Origin of the sequence: Streptomyces sp. NPDC028635 (assembly GCF_040637635.1) — a bacterium.
In the GTDB taxonomy this organism is placed as follows: domain Bacteria; phylum Actinomycetota; class Actinomycetes; order Streptomycetales; family Streptomycetaceae; genus Streptomyces.
Window position 1 is genome coordinate 1 of sequence record NZ_JBEZWX010000032.1, and the last position, 18,384, is coordinate 18,384.

Consider the following 18,384-nt stretch of genomic DNA (forward strand, 5'->3'; position numbering starts at 1 on the left):
GCCGTCGTGTCAGGACGCCGGGCGGACGACCATCGCCGAGCCGCCGCCGCGCCGTACCTTCTCGGCGGCGGCGAGCCAGCGGCCGTCCGGGAGCCGCTGCACGCCGGTCCCGGCACCGATCTCCGGGTTGAGCTTGAAGGAGTGTCCCAGCTTCTCCAGCTGTGCCCGCAGATCGCTGTTCCACAGGCCGGGTTCCAGCTCGGTCTGCGCGGCGTTGCGCTGGCTGGCGCGCGGCGCGGCGATCGCGTCGACCAGCGGCAGCCCGCGGTCGAGGAACTCGGTGAGGGTCTGCAGCACGGTGGTGATGATGGTCGCCCCGCCGGGCGAACCGAGCGCCACGACCGGCTTGTTGTGCGCGTCCAGCACGATGGTCGGGGAGATCGACGAGCGCGGCCGCTTGCCGGGGCCGGGCAGGTTCGGGTCGTGCACGGCCGGGTTGGCCGGGACGAAGGAGAAGTCGGTCAGCTCGTTGTTGAGCAGGAAGCCGCGGCCGGGCACGGTGATGCCGCTGCCGCCGGTCTGCTCGATGGTGAGCGTGTAGGCGACGACGTTGCCCCACTTGTCGGCGACGGTGAGGTGCGTGGTGTTCTCACCCTCGTACGTCGTGGGCGCCGCGGTGCCGTGGGCGCCGCACCCGGCGGGGTGGCGCGGGTCGCCGGGCGGCACGGGGCTGGTGAGCACCGCGTCGTCCTTGATCAGGCAGGCCCGCGAGTCGGCGAACCGCTGCGAGAGCAGCTCCTTGGTCGGTACGTCCTCGAAGGCGGGGTCGCCGACCCAGCGGCCGCGGTCGGCGAACGCGATCCGGCTCGCCTCGATGTAGCGGTGCAGGTACTGCGCCTCGGTGGCCTTCGACAGGTCGGTGTCCTCCAGGATGTTGAGCGCCTCGCCGACGGTGGTGCCGCCGGAGGAGGAGGGCGCGATGGAGTACACACCGAGTCCGCGGTACGAGGTCTTCGTGGGCGCCTGGTACGTGGCGCGGTAGGCGGCCAGATCGCGGGGGGACAGCTTGCCCGGCCGGGCGTTCCAGCCGGAGGCCGGGTCGACGGGCGGGTGGTTGACGGTGTCGAGGATGTCCCGGCCCAGGTCGCCGTGGTAGATCGCGCCGACGCCCTTGCGGGACAGTTCGGCGTAGGTGGCGGCCAGGTCGGGGTTCTTGAACGTCGAGCCGACGACCGGCAGCCGGCCGCCGGGCAGGAACAGCTTCGCGGTGTCCGGGAAGTAGCGGAAGCGGGTCTCGTTGGCGGCCGTCTGCGAGCGGAAGGTGTCGTCGACGGTGAACCCGTCCCGGGCGAGCCGCTCGGCGGGCTTCAGCACGTTTCCCAGCCGCTTGCTGCCCCAGGCGTCCAGTGCCGCCTGCCAGGTGGCGGGGGTGCCCGGGGTGCCGACGCTCAGTCCGCTGCTGACGGCGTCGGCGAAGGCCAGCGGCTTGCCGTTCTCCGTGAACAGGTTCTGATCGGCACTCAGCGGCGCCGTCTCGCGGCCGTCGATGGTGTGCACGGTGCGCGTCCTGGCGTCGTAGTAGACGAAGTAGCCGCCCCCGCCGATACCGGCGGAGTAGGGCTCGGTGACGCCGAGCGCGGCGGCGGTGGCGACGGCGGCGTCGACCGCGTTGCCGCCCTTCTTCAGCACCTCGATGCCGGCGGCCGAGGCGTCCGCGTCGACGCTGGCGACGGCGCCGCCGTAGCCGACGGCGAGGGGCACCTTCTGGACGGGATCCCGGTGCGCGGTGGGCGGTGCCGCCGCCCCCACCGACACCACGGCGGCCGAGACCGCCAGAACGGACAGTTTCCGGGCAACAGGACGACGCATCCGCACCTCCGGTTGAGGGACCGTTCGCGCAGCCTATTCCACCATCATGGTCACGTCAGTCACGTACCATGCGCGCCCATGAACGACGACGTGCGCAACATCGTCCTCGGGGTGATAGCGGCCGGTATCAGCGCCGCGCTGGGCTGGCTGGCCCGCACCTGGCTGTGGCAGCGGAAACTGCGGCGCAAGCAGGCCTTCTTCGGGCTGCCGGACGAATCCGAGTCGCTGCTGGTGGTCAACCGCAACGCGGGCGGGCCCGAACTGGCGGTGATGCGCCACGACGTGTTCGCCCTGCTAGAACTCTCCGCGCTCATCAAGGACTGCCGTGCCCACGCCCAGGTGCTGGCGCACGACACGGCCCGTCAGGGGTTCGGGGAGCGCACCGAGTTCTGCGTCGGAGGCCCGGCTTCGAACCGCCGTATGGCCGCGCACCTGTCGTCACTGCTGCCCGGGGTGCGGATCAACGTGGACGCCGAACCCGGTCCGGACCGCGGCGTCTTCCAGATCGGCTCCGAGCGCCACCGGCTGGAGCCCGGCCGGGCCGAGTACGTGCTGCTCGCGCGGCTCACGGTGGACGGCAGTCACGGCGACCGGCCGGTGTTCCTCTTCTGCGGCCAGACCGCGATCACCAATCAGGCCGCCACCCGCTACCTCGCCCGCAACCACGAGCGGCTCGCCCGCAAGCACGGCCGGAACTCCTTCGTGCTGCTGCTGAAGGTCGTCAACTCGCAGGCCTACGGTCCCGACGTGGTGGAGCTGGTCGCGGACGTCACGCGGGCCGCGCTGGCCCCGCTGCCGGCGACGACGCCGAGGACCTCGCACCGGTCGCAGAGCTGACGGCGCGTCGCCCGAGGGGGATGCACGCCCCCTGGAACGAGCACAACCCGACCGGCGCGCGGCTGACCTTCTCCTCGCGGCGGGCGGCCCCTGGCGTGGGTCGCTGCCGCCGCGCGCAGTGATCTGCGGCCGCGGCCGGGCGGGTATGGCCCTGTGTACTGCTGCCCCCTACGGACGAGGGGCCGTGGGGGGACCCACCCCCGGCAGCAGCGTTCGTGGTGCGGCCGCACCGGCGGGTACGGCCTCTGTCGTCACCACAGGGATGAACGGCACATCGTAGTTGAGAACCGCCGTGCGGGCACAAGCGGTACGGACCATGCGGAGCGCTCCTCGTTCGATTCCGCGCAGGGGCCGGCGCCCTGAGGGCCTGAACTCCCTCAGTGCTTGAGGATCTTGGAGAGAAAGTCCTTGGCGCGGTCGCTGCGCGGGCTGGTGAAGAACTCGTCGGGGTTGCGGTCCTCGACGATCCGGCCGTCCGCCATGAACACCACGCGGTTGGCGGCGGAGCGGGCGAAGCCCATCTCGTGGGTGACGACGACCATGGTCATGCCGTCGCGGGCGAGTTGCCGCATCACCTCCAGCACCTCGTTGATCATCTCCGGGTCGAGGGCGGAGGTCGGTTCGTCGAACAGCATCACCTTGGGGTCCATGGCGAGGGCCCGGGCGATGGCGACGCGCTGCTGCTGGCCGCCGGAGAGCTGCGCGGGGTACTTGTCGGCCTGTTCGGTCACCCCGACCCGGTCGAGCAGTTCGCGCGAGCGCCGGTCGGCCTCGTCCTTCTTGCGGCCGCGCACCTTGACCTGACCGAGCGAGACGTTCTGCAGCACGGTCTTGTGGGCGAAGAGGTTGAACGACTGGAAGACCATGCCGACCTCGGCGCGCAGCCGGGCGAGCGCCTTGCCCTCCTCCGGCAGCGGCTGCCCGTCCAGCAGGATGGTGCCCGAGTGGATGGGCTCCAGCCGGTTGACGGCCCGGCACAGCGTCGACTTGCCCGACCCGGACGGGCCGATGACCACGACCACCTCTCCCCTGCCGACCGAGAGGTCGATGTCCTGCAGGACGTGCAGCTCCCCGAAGTACTTGTTGACGTTCCGCAGCTCGATCAACGGATCGACGGCCATGCGCAGCCCTACTCACTCTCAGCTGTGTCGTGGTTGCCGCAACCTATCCAGCGGCCCTGGCCCCGGAGACACGACACGCACCTTCCGGGCATAAGCCGTATTTAAGCCGGAGGTTGGGCCATGACCTCACCCTCGGATTCCCCGGGGTCAGTCCTCGGCGACCTCGGCGTACAGCTGTGACAGCTCGGGGACCCCGCTCTCGGCCCAGTCCCGGCCCGCGGCCACCACGTCGATCTCGCGCCCCGAGGCGAGCCGGACCACGGGCGGCTCGGCGGGGCGGATCTCCCACTGGGCGCCGGGCACCGTGCGCACGACCACCGTGCCGAGGTACAGCCCCGCGTCGTTGCCGAGCCAGGGCAGCGTCTCCGCGTCGTCTCTCCAGCGCGGCACCAGCTGGTCCAGTGCCTCCAGCGAGGCCGCCGTGTCGTCGAGCCGTACGCCCGCCTCGGCGGCCTGCGAGCGCAGCAGCTCGCACTCCGACAGGAGCGCCGCGACCGCCTCCGGGGCCGCCGTGAACCGTGCCTCGCCGATCTTCCTGCGCCCGATGCCCAGAAATGGGAGATTCATACGGACAGCGTGACATTCGCACCCACGTGCGCACCACAGGCGCGCGGGCTTCCTTTTCACCCGCACCTGCGCCGCCGTCCGGCCCATTTCGCGCCCCTCCCACGCATGGCGCGTTGACGGGTTCCTGACGCCTTCCTAGCTTCGCGGTGCGCGGGCGCGGTCGGGGCCCGGGTGGACCGACGAGCTCGGGAGGAACAGGTGCCGGTGATGCGCCGAGGCGTCGGGGGGCTGACGGCGGCCCTCGTCCTGGCCGCGGCCGGTCCGCTGCCGGCCGGCGCGGCCCCGGCGGCGGACACGGCGCCACCGGCCGCGTCCGCGACCCCGGCCGCGCTGCCGCTGGAGCGGTTCTACGACAACGTCGCGGTCAGCGACGACGCCCGGCCCGGCGCCGCGGACTTCGACGGCACGGGTGCGTCGCTGTCGGCGCGGGACCTCGCGGCCGCCGGCTGGACACCGGGCCGGGCGCTGACCGTGCAGGGCGCGCGGCTGACCTGGCCGCGGCGGGCGCCGGGCGAAGCGGACAACGTGCGGGCCGCCGGGCAGTGGGTGCGTCTGCCGGGGCGTGGTGACGCGCTGGCCTTCCTGGTGGCGGGGACGGCCGGGGACGTCACGGGCGGGGCGGGCACGGTCCGCTACACGGACGGCACGACCACCTCGTACGCGCTCACCGCCCCGGATTGGCGCACCGGCCCGCTCGCCACGAAGGCGGTGGCGCTCTCGCACGTCAACACGCCCGCCGGCCGGCTCGCCCGCCGGGTGCGGCTGTACGTGGTGACGGTGCCGCTCGCCGCCGGACGCACGGTGGCGGCGGTACGGCTGCCCGTCGCGCCGGCGCTGCATGTGTTCGCGGTCTCGGTGCGCTCGCCCGCGCCGGGCTGGACCGGCAGCTGGGCCGCGTCGACCGGCGGTCACCCCGCCGTCGGCCCGTGGACGGACCGCACGCTGCGGCTGGTCGTGCACACCTCGGCGGGCGGCCGGGGGGTGCGGCTGCGCTTCGACAACACCTTCGCGGCCACGCCGGTGCGCATCGGCGCGGCGACGGTGGCGGTACGGACGCCCGGGGCGGCGGGGGCCGTTCCGCAGGCCACGCCGGTGGCGCTGTCCTTCGGCGGGGCGGCCGGGGTGGTGATCCCGGCGGGGGCGCAGGCCGTCAGCGATCCGCTGGACTTCGCGGTGCCGGCCGGGGCCGACCTGCTGGTCGGCTTCCATCTGCCGGGTCCGGTGACGGCGGCGCCGGTGCACCGGCTCGGGCAGCAGCGGTCGTATCTGAGCGAGCCGGGCGACCACACCGGGGACGTGAGCGGGGACGCGTACACGACGGTCCTGACCAGTCGGCCGCTGCTGACCGGGGTGGACGTCGGCGGCGGGAGCGGGGCGGTGGTCACCCTCGGCGACTCGATCACCGACGGGGACCGTTCGACGCCCGACACGAACCGGCGCTGGCCCGACGTCCTGGCCGGAAGGCTGCTCAGGCAGAGTGCCGTGCCACGCTACGGCATCCTCAATCACGGCATTTCGGGCAACCGTGTGCTGGCCGACCGCTACCCCGGCGACGGCGTCTCGGCCGAGCAGTCCGGGGTGAGCGCCCTGCACCGGCTGGACCGGGACGTGTTCGCGCAGACCGGCGTGCGCACCCTCGTCGTCTTCGAGGGCGTTAACGACCTGCTGGCCGGAGTGAGGGCCGCCCCGCTGATCGAGGGGCTGCGCACGATCGCCGAGCGGGCGCACACGCGCGGGGTGCGCGTGCTCGCCGCGACGATCCTGCCCTGCGGGGGCCACGCCCGCTGCCCGGCCGCCGTGGACGCCGAGCGGACGGCGGTCAACCGCTGGATCCGCTCGGCCGGTGTCTTCGACGGCGTGCTGGACTTCGACGCCGTGGTCCGCGACCCCGCGCACCCCGCGCGGATGCGGGCGGCCTACGACAGCGGCGACCACCTGCACCCCGGGGACGCGGGACTGGCCGCGCTGGGCGACTCCGTCGACCTGAGGCTGCTGTGAGCCGGACACCCCGCGACGGCTGCGGTGAGCCGGACACCCCGCGAGGCCGGGACGATCCGGGCGGCGGGGCCTACACGTCCAGGTCGACCACGACCGGCGCGTGGTCCGAGGCGCCCTTGCCCTTGCGCTCCTCACGGTCGACGTAGGCGTCCTTGACGGCCTGGGCGAAGGGCTCGTTGCCGTACACCAGGTCGATGCGCATGCCGCGGTTCTTCGGGAAGCACAGCTGGCGGTAGTCCCAGTACGTGAAGGGGTGCTCGTACTTCAGCGGGCGCGGCACCACGTCGTTCAGCCCGGCCTCGCGCAGCGAGGCGAGCGCGGCGCGCTCCGCCGGGGTGACGTGGGTGGAGCCCTCGAAGGCGGCCACGTCGAAGACGTCGTCGTCGGTCGGCGCGACGTTGTAGTCGCCCATCACCGCGAACGGCCGGCTGCCCTGGGCGTCACCGGCGACGGCCGCGCGGAGGGCCTCGAACCACTGGAGCTTGTACGCGTAGTGCGCGTGCTCCACCTCACGGCCGTTCGGCACGTAGACCGACCAGACGCGGACCGGGCCGCAGGTCGCCGAGATCGCGCGCGGCTCGGTCCCGCCGTCGAAGCCGGGGTCGCCGGGCAGGCCCTTGACCACGTCCTCGATGCCGACGCGGGAGAGCACCGCCACGCCGTTCCACCGGCCGGTGGCGTGCACCGCGGCCTCGTAGCCCAGCTCGCGCAGCTGCTCGAAGGGGAACTGGTCCTCGGCGACCTTGGCCTCCTGCAGGCACAGCACGTCGGTGCCGCTGCTCTCCAGCCAGGCCAGCAGCCTCGGAAGGCGGGCGGTGATCGAGTTCACGTTCCAGGTCGCGATGCGCATGCCTCACAACCTACCCGGCGGCACCGACAACGCGGTCCCCGCTAGACCTGCGTGCTGCTGCCCGGGGCCAGCCGCTGGTGATCGGTGCCGCCGAGGGCGCCGATCTGGCGGTCGTAGATGGGGCGGGCGAGGTCGGTGAGGTAGGCGTCGTGGACGTCGTAGGCGCGTCGCGGCCGGACCTCTCGGACGTAGTCGATGACCTCGGAGATCTTGTTCCAGGGGGCCATGACGGGCAGCATCAGCGTCTCGACGGGGTGGTCGGGGACGGTGAGCGCGTCGCCGGGGTGGAAGACCGCGCCGTCGTCGAGCAGGAAGCCGACGTTGGTGACGCGCGGGATGTCCGGGTGGATCACGGCGTGCCACTCGCCGTGGACCCGCACGTCGAAGCCGGCGGCGGTGAACGTGTCGCCGTGGCCGACGGTGTGCACCCGGCCCGGGAAGGCCGCGGAGATCTTCTCGGCGACCGAGCGCAGCGTCCAGATCTCGGCGGCCGGGTTGTGCTCCAGCGCGGCGCGCAGCCGCCCCTCGTCGAAGTGGTCCGGGTGCTCGTGCGTGACCAGGACGGCGTCCGCGCCGAGCGCGGCGTCCTGCTCGCTGAACCCGCCCGGGTCCAGGACGAGCGTGCGGCCCTCCTTCTCCAGCCGGACACAGGCGTGCGACATCTTCGTGAGCTTCATGCGTCCCATCCTGCACACGGGGAAGCGGAGCGGGGTGCGGTGGCGCGCACCCCGCCACGGAACCGGTCCCCGTCGGCGTCACTCCGCGAGGGTGGTCTCCTCGAGGATGACCTGCTGGACCACGCGGAAGGCGCTGTTCGCCGCGGGGATGCCGCAGTAGACGGCCGCCTGGAGCAGGACCTCCTTGATCTCGTCCGGGGTGAGGCCGTTGCGCAGGGCCGCGCGGGTGTGGAAGGCCAGCTCCTCCAGGTGGCCGCCGGCGACGAGCGCGGTCAGGGTGACGCAGCTGCGCGAGCGCCGGTCGAGTCCGGGCCGGTTCCACACCTCGCCCCAGGCGTAGCGGGTGAGGAGCTCCTGGAAGTCGCCGGAGAAGTCACCGGCCTGCGCCAGCTCCCGGTCGACGTGGGCGTCGCCCAGCACCTCCCGGCGCACCTTCAGCCCCGCGTCGTACGGGTCGGGCCGCCCGGCGGGCTGGGGCTGCGCCACGGGCGGCGCGATCTCGGCGACCGGCGCGGTGGGCTGCGGCGGCGGCGCGGCCAGCACCGGCTTGACGGGCGCGGCGGGGATCGCGATCTGGCCCGTACCGGGGTCGATGAGGGGCTGCCAGGCGGTCGAGAAGTGCGTGACCAGCAGATCGGTCACGGCGGCCGGCTGTTCCACCGGGACCAGGTGGGAGGCGCCGGGTACGACCGCGAGACGGGCGTCCGGGATGCCGGCGACCAGTGTGCGCGCCTCGGCGGGGCCGGTGACCTGGTCCTCGGAGCCGACCAGCACCAGGGTCGGCACGCCGATCCGGCCCAGCTCGGGCCGTACGTCGAACGCGGCGAGCGCCTCGCAGGCGGCGATGTAGCAGCCCGGGTCGGTGGTGCGGACCATCTGCACGGCCCACTCGGTGATCGCGGGCTGGGCGGCCGCGAAGCCGTGGGTGAACCAGCGGTCGGGGGACGTACGGGCGATCGGGTCGAGGCCGTTGGTCCGGACGATCACGCCGCGCTGGCGGAACTCGTCGGCGGTGCCGAACCGGGGAGAGGCGGCGATCAGCACGAGCGAGGCGACCCGCTCGGGGTGGCGCAGCGCCAGCTCCACACCCACCGCACCGCCGAGCGCGCAGCCCGCGTAGCCGAAGCGCTGCACGCCGAGCGCGTCGAGGGTGGCGAGCAGCCGGGCGGTGAGTTCGGCGACGGACCCGGCCGGGTGGGCGGGCGCGCCGCCGTGCCCCGGCAGGTCGAACCGCAGGACGCGCCACTGCTTGGCCAGCTCGGGGACCTGCCGGTCCCACATGTGCCATGTGGTGCCCAGTGAGGGACCCAGGATCAGGACCGGGGCGTCTTCCGGCCCGTCAAAGCGGTATTGCAGGGTGTTCGACGGTGTCTCACTCACGCGTCAGACCCTCTCACGTATCGGGACCGCCCCGCTGACGGGGGTTGTGGCCGTGTGGGTCCGACCGGGTGGAGGACCTCCCGGGCCGTGCCGGGGCATGGTGAGCGCTCAGGGGATCACCCGGGCAATGGATCAACCGGCCCCGGTCTCCGGGTACCGTCAGGGTATGAGTCATCCGCACCCCGAACTGAAAGCCGCCCCACCCCTTCCCGAAGGAGGGCTGCGGGTCATCGCCCTGGGCGGCCTGGGTGAGATCGGCCGCAACATGACCGTCTTCGAGTACGCCGGCAAGCTCCTCGTCGTCGACTGCGGCGTGCTGTTCCCCGAGGAGACCCAGCCCGGCGTGGACGTGATCCTGCCGGACTTCACCTCGATCCGCGACCGGCTGGACGACATCGTGGCCGTGGTGCTCACCCACGGTCACGAGGACCACATCGGCGGCGTGCCGTACCTGCTGCGCGAGCGGAGGGACATCCCGCTCGTCGGCTCCAAGCTGACGCTGGCGTTCCTGGAGGCCAAGCTCAAGGAACACGGCATCCGGCCGCGCACGGTGCGGGTGCGCGAGGGCGACCGGCGCGGCTTCGGTCCCTTCGACTGCGAGTTCGTGGCGGTCAACCACTCCATTCCCGACAGCCTCGCGGTCGCGATCCGCACCGGCGCCGGGATGGTGCTGCACACCGGTGACTTCAAGATGGACCAGTTCCCTCTCGACGACCGCATCACCGACCTGCGCGCCTTCGCCCGCCTGGGCGAGGAAGGTGTGGACCTGTTCCTCACCGACTCCACCAACGCCGAGGTGCCCGGCTTCACCACCTCCGAGCGTGAGCTGAACCCGGCGATCGAGCAGGTGATGCGCACCGCACCGCGCCGGGTGATCGTCTCCAGCTTCGCCAGCCATGTGCACCGCATCCAGCAGGTCCTGGACGCCGCCCACCAGTACGGCCGCAAGGTCGCCTTCGTCGGCCGGTCGATGGTCCGCAACATGGGCATCGCCCGTGACCTGGGCTATCTGAAGGTCCCCTCCGGTCTCGTCGTCAGCACGCGGGAGCTGGAGAAGCTCCCGGACCACAAGATCACTCTGGTGTGCACCGGCTCCCAGGGCGAACCGATGGCCGCGCTGTCCCGGATGGCCAACCGCGACCACATGATCCGCATCGGCAAGGGCGACACCGTCCTGCTCGCCAGCTCCCTCATCCCCGGCAACGAGAACGCCATCTACCGGGTGATCAACGGGCTCACCCGGTGGGGTGCCCACGTGGTCCACAAGGGCAACGCCAAGGTGCACGTCTCCGGGCACGCCAGCGCCGGCGAACTCGTCTACTGCTACAACATCGTCAAGCCGCGCAACGTCATGCCCGTGCACGGCGAATGGCGCCACTTGCGGGCCAACGGCGACCTCGCCATCCGTACCGGCGTCGACCCCGACCGGGTCGTCATCGCCGAGGACGGCGTCGTCGTCGACCTCGTCGACGGGCGTGCGTCCATCACCGGCAAGGTCCCCGCCGGCAACGTCTACGTGGACGGCATGGAGGTCGGCGGCGCCACCGAGGCGTCCCTCAAGGACCGCCTGACCCTGGCCGCCGAAGGCGTGGTCACGGTGGTGGCGATCGTCGACGCGGACACCGGCGCGCTCGCCGAGGCGCCCGACTTCCTGGCCCGTGGTTTCGTCCACGACGACGCCACCTTCGAGCCGGTGGTCCCCGTCATCGAGAAGACCCTCGCCACCGCGGCGGAGGAAGGCGTCGGGGACGCGCGCCAGCTCGAACAACTCATCGCCCGCGCCGTGGCGAACTGGGCGTTCCGCACCTACCGCCGCAAGCCCCTCATCATCCCCGTCATCATCGACGCCTGAGCGAGGACCCGGCAGCGCGGTGCCCGCTTCCGGCCGGGCGCCGCGTCATCCCGGCGCCGGGCACGGGAGCGTGTCGTCCCGCGGCGGGCACGGGAACGCGTGGTTGCGGGTCAGCCCGCGGCGGGGACGGGAACGCGTGGTTGCGGGTCAGCCCGCGGCGGGCACGGGAACGCGTGGTTGCGGGTCAGCCCGCGGCGGGCACGGGAACGCGCGGTTGCGCGCCGGCCCGCGTCATTCCGGGGGGAGGCGGAACTCGAGTTCGGGGCGGTCCCACGGTACGGCGGGCGGGTTCGCGAGCACGGTCCCGGTCCGCACCGCGCCGGTGCGGTGGTAGAAGTCCTCGGCGGGAGGATGCGACACGACCTTGACGCGGTCGAGCCCGGCGGCGCGGGCCTCGGAGCGCATGTGCGCGACGAGCAGTCGTCCGATGCCCCGCCCCTGCGCCTCGTCCCCGACGAACAGCAGGTCGAGCTCCGGCGGATCGAGGACGAGCGAGTAGAACCCGAGGACCCGGCCTGCCTCCTCGCCTCCCTGCTCGTCGGCGCCGACGGCCACGAAGGCGCGGTGGGCCTCGATGTAGTCGGGACCGACCCGGTAGCCCGCGACGGCGGCCGCGTACTTGCCCGCGTAGGCGCCTGAGCCACGCACCAGCCGCGTGAGCCGTTTGGCGTCCCGCGGGACGGCCCTGCGTATCGTGATCAGCCGGCTGATCGGGGACGTACGTGCACTCATCGGGAGAGTATGGCACCCGAGAGGACCCCGCCCACCCGGCCACCGACAGGAAAGAGGCGGTCGCATGACCACCGCAGCCGTGGTCGGCAGCGGGCCCAACGGGCTCGCCGCCGCCCTCACCCTCGCCGCCGAGGGCGTACGCGTCCGGGTCATCGAGGCCGCGGACGTCCTGGGCGGCGGCACCCGCTCCGGCGAGCTGACCCTGCCCGGCCTCGTCCACGACGAGTGCTCCGGCATGCACCCGTTGGGGCCGGGCTCGGAGTTCGCCCGCCGCTTCGACCTGGCCGGGGCGGGCCTGACCTGGCGCTGGGCCCCGGTGGAGTTCGCGCACCCGCTCGACGGCGGGCGCGGGGCGGCCGTGGTCCGCTCCGTCGCCGAGACCGCCGCCGGCCTCGGTGCGGGCGGCCGCGGCTGGGAGCGCACGTTCGGGCCGCTCACCGAACGGTTCGACACGATCAGCCAGGAGTTCCTGCAGCCCGTGCTGCACGTTCCGCGCCACCCGCTCCACCTGGCCCGGCTCGGCGCCTACGCGGGGCTGCCGGCCACGCTGCTCGCCCGCCGGTTCGGTTCGGCCGAGGCACGGGCGCTGTGGGCCGGCGCGGCGGCCCACACCTTCCGGCCGCTGCACACGCTCGCCTCCTCGGCGATCGGCGTGGCACTGACCGCGTCCGCGCACGCCTTCGGCTGGCCGGTCGCGGAGGGCGGCTCGGCCGCGATCCGGGACGCGATCGTCCGCCGCGCGACGGAGTACGGCGTACGGTTCGAGACGGGCCGCCGGGTGACCTCGCTCGACGAGCTGGGCGGCCCCGACCTCGTCATGCTGGACACCTCACCGGCCGCCGCCGCCCGGATCGCCGGCGAGCGGATGCCGGCCCGGGTGCGCCGCGCCTACACCCGCTACCGGCACGGGCCCGGTGCCTTCAAGGTCGACTACGCCGTCGAGGGCGGCGTGCCCTGGACGCACGAGGCCTCCCGCTCCGCCTGCACGGTGCACCTCGGCGGCACCCTGGAGGACATCGCCGCCGCCGAGCGGGACGTGGCGGCAGGCCGGATGCCCGAGCGGCCGTTCGTCCTCGTGGGCCAGCAGTACCTCGCCGACAAGACCCGCTCGTCCGGCGACGTCCATCCCCTCTACGCCTACGCCCACGTCCCGGCCGGCTTCACCGGTGACGCGACCGAGGCCGTCACCGCGCAGATCGAGCGGTACGCACCGGGGTTCCGCGAGCGGATCCGGGCGATGCACGTGCGGAGCACCGCGCAGATGAGCCGGTACAACGAGAACTACGTCGCCGGCGACATCGTGACCGGAGCCAACGACCCCTGGCAGCTGGTCTTCCGCCCGCGCGCGGCTCTCGACCCGTACGCCACGGGCATCCCCGGCGTCCACCTGTGCTCCGCCGCGACGCCGCCCGGAGCGGGCGCCCACGGCATGTGCGGCTACAACGCCGCACGGCGTGCGCTCGCCCGGCTCTGACGTGGCCCCGGCCGGCTCCGCGCTGGACTCCGGCGCCGGAGCCGCCGACGCTGGAACCGACGGCACCGGTCTGCCGTGGCACCGATGAGTTCTCGCGCTGCGGACGGTCTCACCACCGTCGGAGCCGACACGGGAAGGACCCCACCTCATGACTCAGCTGCTGCGCGTGCAGAACTTCAACATCTCCAGTGACGGATTCGGTGCCGGGGAGGGCCAGAGCCTCGAGCGGCCGTTCGGCCACGCCGATCCGGGGCAGATGTTCGCGTGGGCGGGGGCCACGGCGAGCTGGCCCATGCGCACCGACCCCGGGGGCAGCCGCGGCCTCGACGACTACCTGACCCGGGACTACGCCCGCAACATCGGCGCCGAGATCATGGGCCGCAACAAGTTCGGACCCCAGCGCGGGCCCTGGGAGAACCACGAGTGGCGCGGCTGGTGGGGCGACGAGCCTCCGTTCCACACCCCCGTGTTCGTCATGACCCACCACCCGCGTCCCTCGTTCACCCTCTCCGACACCACCTTCCACTTCGTCGGCGGTGACCCGGCCGACGTCCTGGCGCAGGCCCGGGAAGCGGCGCAGGGCAAGGACGTCCGGCTCGGCGGCGGGGCGACCGTCATCCGGGAGTTCCTGGACGCCGGCCTCGTCGACACCCTGCACGTGGCGGTCTCTCCGCTGAAGCTCGGGTCCGGCGCACGGCTGTGGGAGTCACCTGAGGAGCTGCTCGACCGCTACCACCTGGACGTCGTGCCCAGCCCGAGCGGCGTCACGCACCATCTGTTCTGGCGCAAGTGAGAGAAGGCGTTGCCGGGGCCACCGCACCGCGAGGCGGGTGGCCCCGGCGGCGGACCCGGCGCTGAGCGGGGGCCGGTCGGCATGGCCGGTGACCCGGGGGCCGGTCCGCGTGGCCGGTGCCAGGAGGCCGGTCCGCGTGGCCGGCGACCGGGGGCCCGTCGCCGTGGCCGGTGCCGGGGGGACCGGTCGGCGTGGCCGGTCGCCGTGGCCGGTGCCAGGAGGCCGGTCGCCGTGGCCGGTCGCCGTCGCCGGTGAGCGGGGGCCGGTCGACATGGCCGGTGGCCGGGGCCCGTCGGCGTGGCCGGTCGCCGTCCGGCCGTCGTCGTCAGCCGGCGGCCAGCAGCGCCTCCAGGGCCTCGGCGGTCTGCGGATGGCGGGCGAGCAGCGCGACACCGGCCGGGGCCGGTGCCGCCGTCAGCCAGGGGTCCGTGCAGCCGAGCAGGTCCGCGACCGCGTCGCAGGTCGCGGGGTGCGCGGCCGGCAGGGGCAGGCCGCGCGGGCCGGGCACACGCTCGCCCGACGGGCGGGGTGCCGCGGGGGCCGGGGCCGCCCGCCACGGGGGTGTCCACGAGTCCAGCTCCGCCAGCCGGCCGGGGAAGATACGGCCGGCCTCCCGGATCAGCAGGGGCGCGAGGTCGGTACCACCACCGCGCAGGGTGGTGATCAGGGTCGGCAGCCAGGGCAACAGCACCGGGTCCGGCAGCTGAGCGAAGGCCTGGGAGACGGCTTCGACGACGAAGTCGGCCAGGTGGGGCACCGGTTCCAGCGCGTGCAGGAAACCGCTGAGGTAGCGCGGATAGGCGGGCACCACCAGCGGGTTGCCCAGGAGTTCGGCGCACCGCGCCCGCAGCTCGGCGCGGGAGAGCCGGCCCAGCTGCGTCTCGGCCGCCCACAGCAGCGCCGTCTTGGCCGGGTCCTCGGGGTGGGACTGGGCGACGGCCAGCTCCAGCTGGTTGCGATCGCAGCCGAGGGACAGCGCGAGGCTCTCCATGCTGAACAGGAAGCCGAGCATGGCCGCGACCTGGCCCACGCCCGCGTCGTCGTCGGTGAACGCCGTCGGCAGCAGCGTGCAGTAGTGCGCGTAGCCGGTCTTGACGAACGACTCGATCCACGGCGGGAGCGCCGGCTCGCTGGTGCGGTAGTACGCCAGCAGACCGCGTACCCGGCGCAGTACCTCGGGCGCACCGTCGACGCTGCGCTCGGTCGCCAGCACCTCCAGGGCGCGCTGACCGAGTTCGTCGGCCAGTCGGCGGCTGTCGAGGTAGAGGGTGGCGTCCTCGACGGCCTCGAGGACCCGCGCCGCGGTCGCCTGCGGGCCGTACGCCACGCGCCGCAGCCGCTGTTCGAGGACCTGCTCGATGCTGACGCCCTCGTAGCCCAGCTCGATCAGGGCCCGCTGATGGGTGCCGAGGGCCAGGTCCCAGGACTCCTGGATCGGCTGTTCGCCGAGCCGCCGCTCACCCATGATGGGGCGGGCGGCGCCGTGCGGCATCAGGTACCGCAGCATCCACAGCACGTCGGAGCACCGCGCCAGCTCCGGCCGGGACGCCATGTCGAGCAGTGCCCGCTGCACGCCGCGCTGTTGCAGCTTGAGGTTCAGCGGGGCCAGCCGGTCGTGGACGTCACGGGCGAGCGGCGGCAGGGCGTCGTAGCCGACCTGGCCGACGCGGTCACCGCCGAGCATGATCTCCACCAGCCGGCGCACGTCCCGCCGGCCCGGCACGGTGTCCTTCTCGATGCAGGTGACCGCCGCGTCCTGGAAGTCGTACGGCGTCGGCTTGGCGCGTTCCCGCATCCCGGCCAGCAGGATCGACGTCTCGAACACGGCGATGGCGTCGGCGGTGGACGCGAGGTAGCCGTTGCGGCGGGCGGCGCGCACGATCTCCACGGACCAGCCGAGCAGCTCCGCCTCGTCGAGACGGTCCAGGACGGGTGGCCTGCGCAGGAAACCGGTGAGCTTGTCGGAGGCGTCGAGCGGTGGCGCGGGGGTGACGGCGGGAACGGCCTCGGCCGCCTTCCTCGGTGCCTTCGTGCCGGCCTGTCCGGCGAGCCGGTACGGCTTGGTCCGGGTGCGCTTGACGTTCTTCGCCCACTCGGTCGCGGCGATGGACACCGAACCGGCGGCGAGGCCGAACTGCGCCTCGATCGCCGCGTGACTGGACGGGATCAGGCCGTGCTGCCACTTGGTGGCACTGCGCGGACCGATCTCGAAGGTGTCGGCGCCGTGGACGCCGAACTCCTCGACGCGGCTGGCCGCGTGGAAGGCGCCGCACACATAGAGCGCGTCCGCGGGGTCGGTGCCGGTCGCCGCGAGGTGGGCGCGCATCCGCGTCCACATGTACCGCTCGCGGTCCTCGTCCACCCGCACCCGGCCCTGATCGCCCGGCGCGAGGCGGCGGAAGAGGCTGCCGATCAGCAGCATCACCTGGCGGTAGGTGTCGTGGTCGGCGTCCCCGAGGGGCAGTTCGACGTACTGGTGCCACCACTCCGACCAGTGCCGCACCCGCCCGTGCCGCAGCAGGTGCTGCTCCAGCTCGGCGAAGCGCGGGCGCAGGTCGCCGATCTCCACGCCGACCGCGTCGCCGTGCAGTGCCGCCTCCTCCTCGGCGGGCGGTGCGTCCGGGCCGCCGGCATCGGCCGTGTCGCCGGTGTGCTCCTGCCACTGGAAGACGTGGTCGGAGGAGCGGTCGACGAGGACCAGCTCGACGCCGGGGGTGTCCAGGGCGTAGGCAATCGCCTGGTACTCGGCGGACGCCTCGGTGATCGGGGCGACCACCGACAGCGGCGCCCACTCGGCGGGGAACCCGTCGGTCTCCGTCGCGAACGCCTGTACCGCGACGGGGAGCCGGCAGTTGCGCAGCTCCGTCAGCAGCGGCGCCATGTCCTCGCACAGCTCCAGGTACACCACCTTCGGCTGCTTCTCGCGCAGCCGGCGCGCCATGGCGAGCGCCGAGGCGGGCGAGTGGTGGCAGACCGGGAAGATCTCCAGCGGTTCGCGCACCGCGCGGTCGACGTCGTCGACGATGCCGAGGAGGACGCCCTCCAGCGCGTCGGGACCGCCGGCGAAGGCGGAGGCGGCTTCCTGCAGTTGGCCGCGCAGGGCGGCGAAGGTGGTCTCGGTCATGGCGCTCACGCCAGGGTGGCGATCGCGTCGCGGCCGCCCTCGTAGAACTCCGGCCAGGAGCCGCCCTCCTCCTTGCCGCGCGGCTCGACGACGCCGTGCAGGTACTTGTTGAGGATGGCCAGGTCCTCGGGTTCGCGCCGGGCGAGGGAACCGACGAGCGAGGAGGCGAGGGTGCGGGCGGTCAGGGCGCGTTCGCCGAAGAAGTTGCTGTGCAGGATGGCGTCCTCCAGCACGCCGATCTGCTCGGCGGTGGACAGCGCCGACTCCAGCTTCTCGTCGTCGCTCGCGGCCGCGGCCGCGGAGGCGCGCAGGTCGGCGAAGCTCTGCAGCAGCACGTCCAGCAGCGTCGGCGGCACGTCCAGCTCTATCCGATGGCGGCGCAGCAGTTCCTCGGTGCGGAAGCGGACGATCTCCGCCTCGCTCTTCTTGTTCGTCACCACCGGGATGCGGACGAAGTTGAAGCGGCGCTTGAGGGCGGAGGACAGGTCGTTGACTCCGCGGTCGCGGCTGTTGGCGGTGGCGATGACGGAGAAGCCCGGCTTGGCGAACACGATGCCGTCACTGTCGAGTTCGGGGACCGAGATGTACTTCTCGGACAGGATGGAGATCAGCGCGTCCTGGACGTCGCTGGTGGAACGGGTCAGCTCCTCGAAACGGCCGATGACGCCGGCCTCCATCGCCGTCATGATCGGCGAGGGGATCATCGACTCCCGCGACTGCCCCTTGGCGATGACCATGGACACGTTCCACGAGTACTTGATGTGGTCCTCGGTGGTGCCGGCCGTGCCCTGGACCACGAGCGTGGAGTTGCGGCAGACGGCGGCGGCCAGCAGCTCGGCCAGCCAGCTCTTGCCGGTGCCGGGGTCGCCGATCAGCAGCAGACCGCGGTCGGAGGCGAGAGTGACGATGGCACGCTCGACGATGCTGCGGTCACCGAACCACTTCTGGGAGATCTCCCGGTCGAGGCCGTCGGCGCGCTCGGAGCCCAGGATGAACAGCCGGATCATCTTCGGCGACAGCCGCCAGGAGAAGGGCTTGGGGTTGTCGTCGACGGACTCCAGCCAGTCCAGCTCCTCGGCGTACTTGATCTCGGCGGGGGCACGCAACAGGTCGGACACGTCAGGGCCTTTCGATGGAAGCCGGGAAGGAAAAACGGCGAAGAGGAACGAG

The 18,384-nt window shown here is 73.0% G+C and carries 14 protein-coding genes; 5 read left to right on the forward strand and 9 right to left on the reverse strand.

The genetic code is table 11. The annotated features are described in order from the left end of the window. Positions 1 to 9: 9 nt before the first annotated feature. Positions 10 to 1,809 (reverse strand): gamma-glutamyltransferase, encoded by a 1,800-nt coding sequence (gene ggt, locus AB0E88_RS27125; RefSeq protein WP_361635547.1) that lies wholly within the window; start codon positions 1,807 to 1,809, stop codon positions 10 to 12. 78 nt (positions 1,810 to 1,887) lie between these two features. On the opposite strand from ggt, the gene AB0E88_RS27130 reads away from it, so the two are divergent. Continuing rightward, entirely contained in the window at positions 1,888 to 2,646 is a 759-nt protein-coding gene (locus AB0E88_RS27130; protein ID WP_361635550.1) for a hypothetical protein, read from the forward strand. A gap of 377 nt (positions 2,647 to 3,023) precedes the next feature. On the opposite strand, the gene AB0E88_RS27135 is transcribed toward AB0E88_RS27130, so the two are convergent. Beyond that, complete coding sequence (locus tag AB0E88_RS27135) at positions 3,024 to 3,767, reverse strand: amino acid ABC transporter ATP-binding protein (RefSeq protein WP_361635552.1); 744 nt, start codon at positions 3,765 to 3,767, stop codon at positions 3,024 to 3,026. Between the two features lie 147 nt (positions 3,768 to 3,914). Then, positions 3,915 to 4,334 carry a DUF6278 family protein gene (locus tag AB0E88_RS27140; protein ID WP_361635555.1) on the reverse strand — a complete coding sequence of 140 codons (420 nt, stop codon included), beginning with the start codon at positions 4,332 to 4,334 and terminating at the stop codon, positions 3,915 to 3,917. 207 nt (positions 4,335 to 4,541) lie between these two features. On the opposite strand from AB0E88_RS27140, the gene AB0E88_RS27145 reads away from it, so the two are divergent. Then, the gene (locus AB0E88_RS27145; protein WP_361635558.1) at positions 4,542 to 6,332 is read left to right on the forward strand and encodes an SGNH/GDSL hydrolase family protein; all 1,791 of its coding nucleotides are present in this window, start codon (positions 4,542 to 4,544) and stop codon (positions 6,330 to 6,332) included. 70 nt (positions 6,333 to 6,402) lie between these two features. On the opposite strand, the gene AB0E88_RS27150 is transcribed toward AB0E88_RS27145, so the two are convergent. From AB0E88_RS27150 to pcaC, 3 genes are all read right to left on the reverse strand, one after another. Beyond that, entirely contained in the window at positions 6,403 to 7,182 is a 780-nt protein-coding gene (locus tag AB0E88_RS27150; RefSeq protein ID WP_361635561.1) for an exodeoxyribonuclease III, read from the reverse strand. Positions 7,183 to 7,223: 41 nt separating this feature from the next. Further along, on the reverse strand, positions 7,224 to 7,859 hold the full coding sequence (locus tag AB0E88_RS27155; protein ID WP_361635564.1) for an MBL fold metallo-hydrolase: 636 nt from the start codon (positions 7,857 to 7,859) through the stop codon (positions 7,224 to 7,226). Between the two features lie 78 nt (positions 7,860 to 7,937). Further along, positions 7,938 to 9,239, reverse strand: a complete 1,302-nt coding sequence (gene pcaC / locus AB0E88_RS27160) for a 4-carboxymuconolactone decarboxylase (RefSeq protein WP_361635566.1) — start codon at positions 9,237 to 9,239, stop codon at positions 7,938 to 7,940. Between the two features lie 166 nt (positions 9,240 to 9,405). On the opposite strand from pcaC, the gene AB0E88_RS27165 reads away from it, so the two are divergent. Further along, positions 9,406 to 11,091, forward strand: coding sequence for a ribonuclease J (locus AB0E88_RS27165; RefSeq protein ID WP_361635569.1), 1,686 nt, complete (start codon positions 9,406 to 9,408; stop codon positions 11,089 to 11,091). 231 nt (positions 11,092 to 11,322) lie between these two features. On the opposite strand, the gene AB0E88_RS27170 is transcribed toward AB0E88_RS27165, so the two are convergent. Then, positions 11,323 to 11,823, reverse strand: a complete 501-nt coding sequence (locus AB0E88_RS27170; RefSeq protein WP_361635571.1) for a GNAT family N-acetyltransferase — start codon at positions 11,821 to 11,823, stop codon at positions 11,323 to 11,325. Positions 11,824 to 11,887: 64 nt separating this feature from the next. Here AB0E88_RS27170 and AB0E88_RS27175 point away from each other — a divergent pair, with 64 nt between their 5' ends. Further along, positions 11,888 to 13,297, forward strand: a complete 1,410-nt coding sequence (locus AB0E88_RS27175; protein WP_361635574.1) for an NAD(P)/FAD-dependent oxidoreductase — start codon at positions 11,888 to 11,890, stop codon at positions 13,295 to 13,297. Between the two features lie 148 nt (positions 13,298 to 13,445). Further along, positions 13,446 to 14,090 (forward strand): dihydrofolate reductase family protein, encoded by a 645-nt coding sequence (locus AB0E88_RS27180; RefSeq protein WP_361635577.1) that lies wholly within the window; start codon positions 13,446 to 13,448, stop codon positions 14,088 to 14,090. 325 nt (positions 14,091 to 14,415) lie between these two features. Here AB0E88_RS27180 and AB0E88_RS27185 read toward each other — a convergent pair whose 3' ends face one another. Both AB0E88_RS27185 and AB0E88_RS27190 read right to left on the reverse strand, forming a co-directional pair. Then, positions 14,416 to 17,214 carry a hypothetical protein gene (locus AB0E88_RS27185; RefSeq protein WP_361635580.1) on the reverse strand — a complete coding sequence of 933 codons (2,799 nt, stop codon included), beginning with the start codon at positions 17,212 to 17,214 and terminating at the stop codon, positions 14,416 to 14,418. A 5-nt stretch (positions 17,215 to 17,219) separates the two neighbouring features. After that, entirely contained in the window at positions 17,220 to 18,332 is a 1,113-nt protein-coding gene (locus tag AB0E88_RS27190; RefSeq protein WP_361635582.1) for an AAA family ATPase, read from the reverse strand. Positions 18,333 to 18,384 lie beyond the last annotated feature (52 nt).